This is a genomic window from Rossellomorea sp. ABR4_004, from assembly GCF_056159585.1.
The window spans coordinates 469,336-481,533 of the sequence record NZ_JBSWVM010000002.1 but is presented as its reverse complement, the minus strand read 5'-3'; the positions used below and the strand labels follow the sequence as shown (position 1 = coordinate 481,533).

General features: G+C 38.5%; 18 protein-coding genes and 1 pseudogene. 16 read left to right on the top strand and 3 right to left on the bottom strand.

Features of this window, described 5'->3' with window-relative positions; genetic code table 11:
* Positions 1-50: 50 nt before the first annotated feature.
* Both ACXAF2_RS15310 and ACXAF2_RS15305 read left to right on the top strand, forming a co-directional pair.
* On the top strand, positions 51-569 hold the full coding sequence (locus tag ACXAF2_RS15310; RefSeq protein WP_475139910.1) for a YfiT family bacillithiol transferase: 519 nt from the start codon (positions 51-53) through the stop codon (positions 567-569).
* A 52-nt stretch (positions 570-621) separates the two neighbouring features.
* On the top strand, positions 622-1,239 hold the full coding sequence (locus ACXAF2_RS15305; protein ID WP_475139908.1) for an NUDIX hydrolase: 618 nt from the start codon (positions 622-624) through the stop codon (positions 1,237-1,239).
* Positions 1,240-1,306: 67 nt separating this feature from the next.
* Here the strand turns inward: ACXAF2_RS15305 and ACXAF2_RS15300 are convergent, their stop codons facing one another.
* Positions 1,307-1,948, bottom strand: coding sequence for a GNAT family N-acetyltransferase (locus ACXAF2_RS15300; protein WP_475139906.1), 642 nt, complete (start codon positions 1,946-1,948; stop codon positions 1,307-1,309).
* Between the two features lie 151 nt (positions 1,949-2,099).
* Here ACXAF2_RS15300 and ACXAF2_RS15295 point away from each other — a divergent pair, with 151 nt between their 5' ends.
* The 3 genes from ACXAF2_RS15295 to ACXAF2_RS15285 all read left to right on the top strand — a co-directional run bounded on the left by ACXAF2_RS15295 (position 2,100) and on the right by ACXAF2_RS15285 (position 3,964).
* Entirely contained in the window at positions 2,100-2,645 is a 546-nt protein-coding gene (locus ACXAF2_RS15295; protein WP_475139902.1) for a GNAT family N-acetyltransferase, read from the top strand.
* A gap of 23 nt (positions 2,646-2,668) precedes the next feature.
* Positions 2,669-3,466 (top strand): class I SAM-dependent methyltransferase, encoded by a 798-nt coding sequence (locus ACXAF2_RS15290; RefSeq protein ID WP_475139900.1) that lies wholly within the window; start codon positions 2,669-2,671, stop codon positions 3,464-3,466.
* A 78-nt stretch (positions 3,467-3,544) separates the two neighbouring features.
* Complete coding sequence (locus ACXAF2_RS15285) at positions 3,545-3,964, top strand: VOC family protein (RefSeq protein WP_475139898.1); 420 nt, start codon at positions 3,545-3,547, stop codon at positions 3,962-3,964.
* A gap of 66 nt (positions 3,965-4,030) precedes the next feature.
* Here ACXAF2_RS15285 and ACXAF2_RS15280 read toward each other — a convergent pair whose 3' ends face one another.
* The gene (locus ACXAF2_RS15280) at positions 4,031-4,525 is read right to left on the bottom strand and encodes a GNAT family N-acetyltransferase (RefSeq protein ID WP_475139896.1); all 495 of its coding nucleotides are present in this window, start codon (positions 4,523-4,525) and stop codon (positions 4,031-4,033) included.
* A gap of 554 nt (positions 4,526-5,079) precedes the next feature.
* Here ACXAF2_RS15280 and ACXAF2_RS15275 point away from each other — a divergent pair.
* From ACXAF2_RS15275 to ACXAF2_RS15235, 9 genes and pseudogenes are all read left to right on the top strand, one after another.
* The gene (locus tag ACXAF2_RS15275; protein ID WP_475139895.1) at positions 5,080-5,877 is read left to right on the top strand and encodes a phosphotransferase; all 798 of its coding nucleotides are present in this window, start codon (positions 5,080-5,082) and stop codon (positions 5,875-5,877) included.
* A gap of 132 nt (positions 5,878-6,009) precedes the next feature.
* Complete coding sequence (locus ACXAF2_RS15270; RefSeq protein WP_475139894.1) at positions 6,010-6,819, top strand: class I SAM-dependent methyltransferase; 810 nt, start codon at positions 6,010-6,012, stop codon at positions 6,817-6,819.
* 346 nt (positions 6,820-7,165) lie between these two features.
* Positions 7,166-7,306: a hypothetical protein gene (locus tag ACXAF2_RS15265; RefSeq protein WP_475139892.1), complete on the top strand. Its 141-nt coding sequence runs from the start codon at positions 7,166-7,168 to the stop codon at positions 7,304-7,306.
* A 51-nt stretch (positions 7,307-7,357) separates the two neighbouring features.
* Positions 7,358-7,810, top strand: a complete 453-nt coding sequence (locus tag ACXAF2_RS15260) for an N-acetyltransferase family protein (RefSeq protein ID WP_475139890.1) — start codon at positions 7,358-7,360, stop codon at positions 7,808-7,810.
* A 65-nt stretch (positions 7,811-7,875) separates the two neighbouring features.
* The gene (locus tag ACXAF2_RS15255) at positions 7,876-8,214 is read left to right on the top strand and encodes a hypothetical protein (protein ID WP_475139888.1); all 339 of its coding nucleotides are present in this window, start codon (positions 7,876-7,878) and stop codon (positions 8,212-8,214) included.
* Between the two features lie 54 nt (positions 8,215-8,268).
* Entirely contained in the window at positions 8,269-8,838 is a 570-nt protein-coding gene (locus ACXAF2_RS15250) for a DUF4269 domain-containing protein (RefSeq protein ID WP_475139886.1), read from the top strand.
* Positions 8,839-9,471 (top strand): annotated as a pseudogene (locus ACXAF2_RS15245) (HD domain-containing protein).
* Positions 9,472-9,597: 126 nt separating this feature from the next.
* Complete coding sequence (locus tag ACXAF2_RS15240; RefSeq protein ID WP_475139885.1) at positions 9,598-9,849, top strand: hypothetical protein; 252 nt, start codon at positions 9,598-9,600, stop codon at positions 9,847-9,849.
* 100 nt (positions 9,850-9,949) lie between these two features.
* Positions 9,950-10,354: an HIT family protein gene (locus ACXAF2_RS15235; protein ID WP_475139882.1), complete on the top strand. Its 405-nt coding sequence runs from the start codon at positions 9,950-9,952 to the stop codon at positions 10,352-10,354.
* Positions 10,355-10,437: 83 nt separating this feature from the next.
* Here the strand turns inward: ACXAF2_RS15235 and ACXAF2_RS15230 are convergent, their stop codons facing one another.
* Entirely contained in the window at positions 10,438-10,620 is a 183-nt protein-coding gene (locus ACXAF2_RS15230; protein WP_475139880.1) for a CsbD family protein, read from the bottom strand.
* Between the two features lie 192 nt (positions 10,621-10,812).
* Between ACXAF2_RS15230 and ACXAF2_RS15225 the strand changes: the two genes are divergently transcribed.
* Together ACXAF2_RS15225 and ACXAF2_RS15220 are read left to right on the top strand one after the other, a co-directional pair.
* Complete coding sequence (locus ACXAF2_RS15225) at positions 10,813-11,481, top strand: Type 1 glutamine amidotransferase-like domain-containing protein (RefSeq protein ID WP_475139877.1); 669 nt, start codon at positions 10,813-10,815, stop codon at positions 11,479-11,481.
* Positions 11,482-11,495: 14 nt separating this feature from the next.
* The gene (locus ACXAF2_RS15220) at positions 11,496-12,122 is read left to right on the top strand and encodes a kinase (protein WP_475139875.1); all 627 of its coding nucleotides are present in this window, start codon (positions 11,496-11,498) and stop codon (positions 12,120-12,122) included.
* Positions 12,123-12,198: the final 76 nt, after the last annotated feature.

Below are 12,198 nucleotides of genomic sequence, written 5' to 3'. Positions count from 1 at the left end.
AAAGAGATGTAATTAGAATGGTACAACCAGAATGGAAAGGAGTCGTTTAAATGGATTTACGTTATCCGATTGGAAAGTTTACTTATGAAGGTCAGCCTACATCCGACATAATAGAGAAGTGGATACTCGAGATTGAAGAACTTCCATTTCAATTAACAGAAGCTGTGAAGGAATTAAGAGATGAGCAGTTAGATACACCTTATCGTTCTGAAGGATGGACCATTCGTCAAGTAATCCATCACATTGCTGACAGTCATTTAAATAGCTACACTCGTTTTAAGTTGGCCCTTACGGAAAACAATCCCACCATTAAATTGTATGAAGAAGGGAAATGGGCTGAACTCCCTGATTCGAAGTTACCAATAGACATTTCATTAAAACTAATAGAAGCTGTACACAGTAGATGGGTTTGTCTGTTACGTTCTATGAAATCAGATGAACTAGGGAAGACTTTTGAACACCCAGAATCAGGTGTTGTTACGTTAGGTATGAATATTGGGATCTACGCTTGGCACGGGAGACACCATGTAGCGCATATTACTTCGCTTCGAAATCGATTAGGTTGGTAATGTGATCAGTTCACATACTTACGTGCATGAAATGTAAGGTGGTGCAAGAACGATGAGTGATCAATGGTTAGAATGGGCAAAAAGGATCCAAGCATTATCTCAATCAGGGCTGTCCTTTTCAAAGGATGTTTACGATATTGAGAGATATGAAGAATTACGAACGATCAGTGCGGAAATCATGGAGGAATACACGGACCTGGAAATGAGGAAAATAAGGGACTTATTTACGAACGAATCAGGTTATCAGACACCGAAAGTAGATGTGCGCGGTGTCGTATTCAAGGATGACAAAATTCTGATGGTAAGAGAGAAAGTTGATGATAAATGGTCTCTCCCAGGTGGGTTTTGTGATGTGGGACTGTCTCCAAGTGAAAACATTGTAAAAGAAATAAGAGAAGAATCTGGATATGATGTAACTCCTGTAAAATTACTCGCACTGCTCGATATGAACAAGCATCCCCATCCCTCGCAACCGTACCATTACTATAAAATATTTATTCGGTGTGAGGTGACTGGTGGAAAGGAAAGAAGTGGAATCGAAACAAAAGGAGTTCATTTTTTTGAAGAAGATCATTTACCGGAGCTATCAATCGGAAGAAATACAGAAACTCAGATTCACATGCTGTTTGAATTCTTAAGAGATCCTAGTAAAGAAACTGTATATGATTAATGGTCATAAAGTTAAAGGGCGGCAGTTTAATGTAATAATAAGAGAAGCCCAAAAGGACTTCTCTTATTTAAAATTCATCTTTTAATGAAGAATTTACAACGTCTAAGAAGAATTCAGGGGCTGATTGAAACTCTAAACCATTGAAATCTTCATCTGGCATAAGCTTTTTTAATAGGGGTAAACTTTCATTCAGGTCATTTGTCCTTTGGCCAATTACTGAGTCTGTCAATAATTTGAACCCTAAATCTGAATATAATTTTATTGCTCGATAACTGGTAGGATGTGTGTGTAAAAACACAGGGTATTCTTCTTGAGGTAAGGTTTGCATGACATAAGATAATAAACTGCGCCCAATACCCATTCCCTCATAATAGATGTTCACCTTGAACCAATGAACGGTCCATACCTTGTTATAGGCTTTCCATAAAAAGCAGGTTCCTATAGGCGTGTCACTCTCATCACATACAAACAAACACCTTTTAAAGAATAAGTCACCAAAGGGTAAATAAACTTGATTGAAAAATTCCGTCATGAAATGATGGTATTGAGTCGCTACTTCTGGCGTATCAAAGGGCATTCTCTTCCATAAATCTACTTCATCTGTTCTACAATACCGAATGTGTAAGCCTTCAGGTAATTCAGTTGTAGCAGATGTATTTAAACTGTTACATATCATAAATAAATTATAGTCTGGTATTTCTTCTTTCATTTGAATCCTCCATAAATGAATTAGTTTTTAGAGTATAGTTCAAATGAGTGTAAGCGTAATCTCTCAAAGTTCATAATAATCCTCCTCAACCAAACACACGTGCAGTATATATTCTTATATTATCAGTAAAATCTTACAAAGTGGTGAAATCATGAACATTACAGAAAAATTTGGTGATGTACCTCTAATTGAAACGGAGCGTCTCATCCTTAGAAAAATCACATTAGATGATGCGGAAGATATGTATGTTTATGCTTCCGATGAAGAAGTAACGGGATATGTAACGTGGGATACTCACTCTTCCTTGACAGATACAAAGGAATTTATTCAGACGTTTTTATCTCAATACGATGCTCCATGGGGAATCGAGCTTAAGGAGAATGGTCAATTGATTGGAACCGTTCACTTTGTTTGGTGGCAGCCGGAACACCATAGTGCTGAAATTGGATACGTTTTATCTAAAGCATACTGGGGCAAAGGTTTCATTACCGAAGCGGCAAATGCAGTCATGTCTTTTGGATTCGAACAGATGGATTTAGTCCGTATTCAGGCGAGATGCTTTTTAGAAAACAAGGGTTCAGAGCGTGTTATGGAAAAGATAGGTATGTCTTTTGAAGGGATTAGTAGGAAAGTAATGTATGTTAAAGGGGAGCATAAAGACTTGAAGGTGTATTCCATATTAAAATTTTGCGAATAGAGATGGAAGGGAGGATCACAAACTTGAACAAGTACGGACAAGACCTATTTAAAGGTTCTGCAGGGTATTATTCGAAATACAGACCGATGTATCCTTCTTCGTTAATACGATTCCTTGTTGAAACGTTCTCTTTAAATGGAGAGCAGAACCTCCTTGATCTAGGCTGCGGCACAGGCCAGCTCACCATAAGGTTTTCTGATTGGTGTCATAAAATAGTCGGTATAGATGTTGAACCGGAAATGATTGAAGAAGCTGCGCGTATCCACCAGGAAGTAAGGATGGGTCAGATTGAATGGTTCAATGGAACCTTGGAACAGTACAACATTGAGAATCATGAGCATTTTTCTCTTGTGACGATCGCCAAGGCTTTTCATTGGATGGACAGACCAAAGGTATTAGAGGAATTATTTGATATGATTTCCCCTGGTGGCGGGGTTGCGATCATTGACCATTATGATCCTAATCAAACGTTGGAGCTTTGGCAAGTAAGGTTTAATGAAGTGATCGAAAAATGGTATGGCAAAGATCGAAAGGCTGGAAATTCAACCTATGCTCATCCCGTTACCAGTCATGAAGAAGTCATCTCCCATTCTCAATTTGACCTTGAAGTTCATACCTTACCGACATACGAAATCACTTGGACCATTGAGTCATTATTAGGGAACCTTTATTCCACATCCTATGGATCTAAGCGTTTTCTTGGAAGTGACGTCTCGCTATTTGAACGTGATGTGAGGGAGGCCATGCTCGATATGTGTGAATCCGGAGAATATAAAGAGGAATCAACGTTATCAGTGAAGATCGGGAGAAAAGGGTTATGAAAAATATGGGAATTTCTGCAGGGGAAACACATATGGAAAGAGAATGTTTACTATATCTGATTGCAGGAGGGAATTTAAATGAGCGAAAAATTATTAAGGGTTGGCACAACCTATATTCCAGTAACGAATGTAGATCTTTCATCTGAATGGTACATACATAAATTAGATGCAGAATTAAGCTATAAAGATGAAGATAAAGCCATCTTGAATCTTGCAAACCAAAGTATTTTTCTTGTTAAATCCAAAGAAAACCAAAGTGCTAATTTCATAGATGTTTATGGTGAGGAACGCTTTTCTTTAACATTTGAAGTGAATGGTTTAGAAGCGTTGGAAACACTGCATAGGGATTTTATAACTAATGGGATTCGGGTTGGCACGATTGAAAACAGAGGCCACACTGGAAGGAATTTTGTTTTTTATGATTTGGATGGAAATAAGTTTGATGTATGGAGTGAGCTTAGTCCGGTTTTCCGGGAGAAATATTTTATTTCGCAGTGATCATGTAAAAATACGATGCTAATCATTAATAAAGAGCAAAAAGGAGCTTGGGCAGCCCCATGTAAATTAAATAACCAAGTGTAAAACATGCTGAGGTCCTTTAGGTCCCTCATACATTTGATTTTCATCTGCGAATCCGCATTTCAGGTAGAGGTTTATGGCTGCCGTGTTCCTTTTGTTCACCCCAAGAACCACTTCATTGATTTCAGGCAGCACGTTTTTCACAAAAGAAGGAAGTAGCTTTAGTCCTTGTTTTGCCAGTCCTTTTCCCTGAAACTTTGAATCAATTGAAAAAGAGGTTAAAATTCTGGCCTTTGGATTGTCACTATACTTACGAACCTTCTCCCCATCTTCTAATGCAAAGTATCCCACTGGTTCATTATTACTCATGATTAATACATGAATAGAAGTTTTAGAGACTTTGGGGTGATTGATTTTTTCTAAAGGCAGACTCGTAAATTCTAGTTGATCTTCAGGCAAGTGAAAGCTGGATAATTGATGTGTGTATTGTTGATGAAACTCAACTAGTTTAACTGTAGGGCTCGTGGCATTTGACTTCATGAATCCGCCTCCAATGAATGTGATATTTTCCATTATAGGGAATCGTGAAAGTGTAGACAAGATATATTCTTTGTGCCGCATCACTTCATAAGGTGATTACGGAGAATGTTTAAATCTGAGATTACGAATAGAGTCATATCGATAATCGTTTTATAGTAGGGATTGGAAGTAGAGTAAGCAATGTCTAGTGCTCTCTCAATTGTGGATGAGGTGTTTAATTGAAACACCCGGATGAATTATCAAAAAACTTCAACATTTTCTGTGCATAATTAGCAATATTTGTTATTATATGATGTAGAGATGTAAAGAAAGGGGAATCTATAGTACACATGTGGAATACCTCGAAATGATTAGTTAATTGGATAGAGACAGCGGCGGTCCTTGGTTCTTAAGGATGCGTTTATTTGTCTATCTGAAATCATTCAAGGGATACATGGTGTGGACAATAACATTCCCATTGCCAAGCAGATACTTTTGTATATCTGCTTTTATTTATGGGTAAAAATACATCTCGATTGACACAATCACAGCGTCCCTAAATAGGGGGAATTTAAATGAAAAGTCAGAGTGAAAACGAAGAAATGCTAACAGGAGGGAATGTCTCGGACGTATACCGTTCGGGAGATACGGTCAGACGGGAATTGAAGCCTGATAGTGGTAGAATCCATACGTTATTGCAGCATTTGGAAACTAAAGGGTTTGATTACGCCCCGAAGTTTTTAGGCATAGATGAAAAAAATAGAGAGATAGTATCATTTATAGCAGGAGAAGCCGGTCATTATCCTTTAAAGGAATACATGTGGTCTGCTGATGCTTTAAAAGGAATAGCGAAGATGCTCCGGCATTACCATGATGCTGTGAGTGACTTTCCAATATCGGATGAATGGCAGCCCATGGACCATACACCGGCTAACATAGAGGTTGTATGTCACAATGATTTTGCCATTTACAATATTATTTTTAACCAGGAAAAACCAGTAGGTATTATTGATTTTGATGTTGCCGGCCCAGGTCCGAGACTTTGGGATATCGCTTATACTCTGTACACCTGCGTTCCATTAAGCAGGCATTATCATACCGAAGCAGGTGAAGCTGTTCACTACGACCCAACACATGATGCCGACCGAATAAAACAAAGAGTGAGATTGTTCTTTGAATCCTACGGCATGGAGGGGATGGAAGAAGATTACTTGGATATGGTATTGCTGCGCTTGGAAGGATTGTGTGCCTACATGAAAAGAAAAGCCGGTGAAGGTGACCTTGCTTTTCAAAAGATGATCGATGAAGGGCACCATGAGCATTATCAAACAGATATAAAGTTTATTCGTGAGCATGGCGAAGAGTGGGTTTAAGTGACAGGTCAGTAAAAAAGCGCGACATCACGCTTTTTTGCTGGATAGATTCATTGCTAATGGGTATGTTTAAACAGGATTTGACCGAAGTTTACCGAATATATAGGTAAAAAGTGGAATATAGGTGAAAACATGAATAAGATCATTCAGTATTACAATCAGTTCGATGAGTGGGGAAGACTTGAACGTGAACCAGTTGAATTCCAGGTGAATTGGCATTATATAAGAAAATATATGCCCCAAACAGGCTATGTACTTGATAATGGTGCTGGACCGGGGAAATATTCAATGGAACTTGCCAAAGCCGGTTATAGGGTAACGCTGACCGATTTGACCCCAAGATTAGTTGATATGGCAAAAGATAAAGCGAAAGAACTCCATTTAGACGAACAATTTGAAGGGTTTTATGCAGCAGATGCGAGAGACCTAACTCTGTTTGAAGATGAACAGTTCGACTCTGCATTAATGCTTGGTCCCATGTACCATTTGCAGGAAGAAAATGACCGTGTACTGGCAGTGAAGGAATTAAATAGAGTGACAAAAAAGGGTGGATTGGTCTTTGTTGCCTTTATGCCTAGAATTCGACACATCCTTACATCGCTCTTATCTCCTGACAATTGGAAACCTAACAATGATGTGGATACCATTTTACAATTTTCCCAATCAGGTTGCTTTAATCATGCAGATGAAGGACGTTTTACAGGCGCGTATTATTTTAATATTGAAGACATCAATCCTTTTATGGAAGCAAACGGATTTGAAACAATCGAGTTAATGGGATCCAATGCAGGAACGGTTTTGAATAATGGAAACTGGGATTACTGGAGAGAAAAAGGTGAAGGGGAAGTAAGGAAAATAATTGATTTCATTATTGAAAGTGCAACAGATCCTTATATTCTTGGCATTTCCTCTCACTTGCTTTATATTGGCAGGAAAAAGTAGATCTACTGATCTTTTTCTAAGATCAAATGGCGGCTGATCTTATGCTTCTTTTTACATTACAGTAGAAGCATTAGAACCGTCCCGTCACATACAAAGAAAACCCACCTCTAAAACAGAGATGGGTTTTCTTATTGAAACTTGAGGTCAATTTCAAGATGGTTTATATAGTAGCACAGTCCCTCCGTTAATACAAAGGATAACAGTACAGTGAAGGGAACTTTTACTCATTGAAGGGTTTGGGATTGTTAAAACGGTGATGATTTGAAATAATTGGAATGTATGCATAGGTCGTATCCATAAGGAATTGAAGTAACGATCGTGACGTTTTGTTAGGAGGAATCATATTTTGATGAAGCTCTTTTTTATGCTTGCAGCGTTATCCATACCTGTTTCTATCATATTTAACCAAGAAGCAATCGGGATGCTTTCGGCGATGGTATTAATGTTACTAGGGGCTTACTTTAGTAAATCAAGGTTCAGTAAATAAGGGACTCCTAATCCAGTATTTTCTTGACTAAACCCAATGGAGGAATAGAATGTGAACCAACACCCATACAGGATCATCCCGTATGATCCCAAATATGCATCAGAGACCGTGAACATGTGGCGGGAAAGCAAGGAGCAGGCTATCGGACAAAAAGAAATCCACAGTTTTGAAGATCATGTTGATTTTATCAATCATAGATTATCCGGACAGTTCCGAATCGATCTAGCGGTAGTCGATGAGAAGGTAGTTGGCATGATTGCCTATAATCAAACCGAAATCAGTCAACTGTATATTCATATTGGACATCAGGGGATCGGAATAGGAGAAGCACTGCTTAATATAGCCAAAGACCATTCAAGTGGAAGTCTGATCCTCTATACATTCGATATAAATCAAAAGGCGCAGCGATTTTATGAAAAGCATGGATTTATCATCATTGGCAGGGGAAATGAGAATGAAGAGAATTTACCGGATATTCAGTATGAGTGGACAACGAAAAAATAAACAACTTGGGTTCGAGTTGAAATATTGGCGTAGTATCATTAAATGACTAGGGGTGTCTCTATTATATGAGTTGTTTTTGTGAGCGAAAACAAACCTTTGACTTAAAAATGGAAGCGGATGTTGGAGCAGATCCTATCTGGTGTGATGAGTGCGGTTGTAATTTGGAGTTAGAGGACACTCCAATATCAAATGACTTAAAGAAGAAATTGATCGATTGGGCTATGAAGTACGGGAACTGGATTGATTGGGATTCAGATAAAATCTTTTCAAATGGAATCCAATTGGAAGAGGAACATAATAGGCAAGGGAAAATACTAACGGAACAAACCAAGAAGGAGCTTGGTGGTCAATACAGAATTACTTTTTCTCCTTCTACCATGGGACGAAGGTATAATACATTGTAAGTTTTATATAATGAGAGGATGATTTGAAGATTGTCAGGCAAGGATGGTGAACTGATGATAGATTTATTCGAAAGAATGAAAATAGGGACGGAAAAGCAACAAGACGCATATTCAGCCATTATGGAACTGGATATTATGAATAGATTGAGCAGCTACACGCCTGTTCTATGCGGAACACTGCCCATTGGCATAGACATTACGGGTTCAGACCTGGATATCATTATGGAAGTACAGGAATTAGACCCATTTGAAGGATTGATCCAAACGTTATACAACAAAAAAGATGGCTTTACAATCAAAAGGAAAATGATTAATGGAAAAGAAGTCATGAAGGCGAATTTTACCTTTAGTGGTTTTGAGTTTGAGCTGTTTGGACAAGCCCAACCGGTACATAAGCAACATGCGTATCTTCATATGGTAATTGAACATGAACTATTGCAAAAAGATCCTGCTCTTCAACAGAAAGTGATACATCTTAAAAATCAAGGATACAAGACAGAGCCTGCGTTTTGTAAGATTTTTGATATTACGGGAGATCCTTATGAAGGTCTGATTCGGTTTGGGGTTGAAGAAGGGATAATCACAGGACAGGAGGATGAAATCCCTAGAAAAGGAGGTGCCTAAATGAAGACAAATCTATTGAATATACTAGAACTCATCAAACTCGGGGAGAAGTTGAAATCTGAAATGAGGCACAGCTGGCTGTCCAATGGCAGATAAGAAAGCGTAGCGGAGCATACATGGAGAGTTTCCCTGATGGCGATGCTGATCGAACCTTACTTAACCCAGAAGGTGGACTCGGCCAAATTATTGAAAATGATCATCATACACGATCTGGTTGAGGCAGAAGCAGGGGATATTCCAGCATTCGATACAATGAACGATCGAATAGCGAAGGAACAAAAGGCAATCAATGAAAGGAAATCCATCGAGAAAATAAGGGATATGGTAGGGAACGCTTTAGGAAATGAACTCTACACTTTGTGGTTCGAATTCGAAGAGAAAGCGACATACGAAGCCAAAGTAGCCAATGCCCTGGATAAATTAGAAGCACAAATTCAACATAACGAAGCCGACCTCTCCACATGGCTAGACATCGAGCACAAAATGAGCTTTATGATGGACAAACATGTTGGGTTTGATCAAACATTGCAGCTCTTCAAGGATATCATTGAAGATGAGGCGGAAGTGAAATTGAAAGAGGCTGGGATTGATACGGAGAGTTTAAAAGATCCTTTATCGCCAATTTTTACTTAGAAAAACCTGCTTTCGCCTTGGTTTGATGAAAAGTGTGTGGGAAAAGAACAAATGAAAGTTTATGGAAGTCAATGGGGCATAGCCTTAAAAAGAAACTTGAGTCATTTACGAGAGGGGGAGAGAATGTTGAAAAAGTATTCTAGCATAAGTTCATTTGTTTTGTTTTTAATCGGTGTTTTTTTCTACATGTTTGCCTTCTTGGGATACGACATGTTCTTGCTACCTGTGGTCATAATCTCAGTCATTGGTTTTGCAACAGCTTTGTTTGGTGTGAAAAATGTTTACCGAACAATTGGGTTGTTTGGTAATGGTGTCATTCTAGTGATTGCGTTGTTCATCCCATTTGTAGTGACAACGTTTTTTTGGAATAAACCGTGAATACTATTCATAATCAAACAGAGACAATTCGTAAAGAAGAGTTGTCTTTTTATTTTTTGATCATTGGCATAAAAAACGTCCATTAAAAAGGGGATATGACATGGCACAAGAAAAAAACTGTCCATTCTGCAATCCAGAAAAGGACAAAGACCAAAACATCATATTTGAAAACAAATCCTGCTATTTCCTACAGCACAACAAGCACCAGGATGTATTAGAAGGGTCCGGCGTGATTGTTCCGAAAAACCATCATGCGGACGTATTTGAATTAACGGAAAAAGAGTGGAATGATACATACAAACTATTACAAAAAGCGAAGAAGTACTTAAACGAAGAGTTTTCCCCAGATGGTTATACACTTGGGTGGAATGTCGGCGAGGTGTCCAATCAGTTTATCTTCCATTGTCATTTACATGTCATCCCGAGATACAATGATGAACCCTTGGCTGGAAAAGGAATCCGTTATTGGTTAAAGCAACCTGGGAATAAAAGAAGAAAACCATAATACGTCCAATCTGGTAAAGAAGGACGATTCACCAGCTTTATCCTAGTAAGCAGGTGGATCGTCCTCTCGAAACTTATATGCCATTACCATCTTTTTTGAAAAGATCCCTTCACATCGCCAACCTTCTCTTGAATCTTCCCTTTATCCTTATCGCGTTCGCCTTCCGCTATTTTTTTGTCGTCGTTTGTTAGTTTGCCCCAAGCTTTCTTCAAATCTCCCTCTGTTTGCTTTCTCTTTCCTTTTAATTGATCATGATTTTCTCGCATCTTCACTACCTCATTTCTATGATTTAATGACTTAATATTCAATAGCCAAATAGGATTAAGAATAAACTAAAAGGGTGATAGAAATTTCTGTTAACTCAGTAAAAAGTAAGAAAAAATCATTGAGTTAAAATGGATAATTTGAAATAATTGGTAGTGTGTAGTTGAAAAATGACGATTAGGGGGCAGGTATTCATGGTCAACTTATTCCTGTCTGGCGGAGGAGATAAGGGACAGACAGAAATAATAGATAAAGAATTTGTTAAGGCATTAGATCTTGATAAGCCGTTGCTATATATTCCAATCGCGATGCAGGGCGAAATTCCCTATGAAGACTGTTACAAATGGATACATAGTGTGTTTAATCCTCTAGGCATTCCTGAAATAGAAATGTGGACTGATTTAGAGGAGAAGTCACTTGTGGATCTAAAGAGGTTCTCCGCCATTTATATCGGCGGAGGAAATACTTTCGATTTGCTAAATGCTTTACGTGAGACAGGCTTTGATACGATTTTAAAAGAGTTTTTAGTCAATAAAGGGATCGTATATGGCGGGAGTGCCGGAGCTATTATTTTTGGAAGAGATATTTTAACAAGTTCCCATATGGACCCAAACCATACGAATTTGAAGACCTTTGAAGGTTTTAACTACATAGATAACTATTCAGTTTGGTGTCACTACGAAACTAGTAACGATCGCTTAATCGAAGAATACGTAAACAAATATGGATATTCTGTCATTGCATTACCAGAGGAAACGGGCATTGTTATAAGTGAGGGTACACTTAGAGTAATGGGTTCGTCTTCTGCTTCTATTTTTAGAAATAGCGATAAATTTGTGTTTGAAACAGATGGGGAGAAATGACGAGGTGAAGTAAGATGTCCATCGAACAAGTTAAGGAAACATTGTTATCCAGATATGAAACAGAGTTCTCGGAAAATCGTCGTTTCATTGTCGGTATCGATGGATTAGGAGGAGCAGGTAAGACCACGGTTGCAAAAGAGCTTCAACACGCATTGGAACTTACCAATCATGAGGTTTACACCTTGCATCTTGACGATCACATTGTTGAAACACATAAGCGATATGGGACCGGGAATGATGAATGGTTCGAATATTATTTTCTCCAATGGGACATTGGATTAATCGAAACAGAGCTGTTCAGAAAGCTGCATGATAGCGGCTCTATAATCCTGCCGTTCTATCATTCTTCAACGGATACGGTCATTACGAAACCAATCCACATGCCCCCAACTGCCGTCATCCTTATTGAGGGTGTCTTCTTACAAAGGAAAGAATGGCGACGATATATAGATTTTATGATCTATATTGATTGTCCGCATGAAATAAGAGCTGAAAGAGTATTAGATCGTGACCTCTATCTCGGTGACGATCAAGAAAGGCTTGAAAAGTATAAAAGAAGATACTGGTTGGCTGAAGATTATTACGTCGATGAGGTGGATCCGAGAGGGAGTGCGGATTATATATACAGAGTAATTAAATGAAATGGGGGACTGAAAGAATGAGGAAATGCTGAAGGGGTCAACGACAAATGATGAAACTTGAAACGAAATAAGAAAA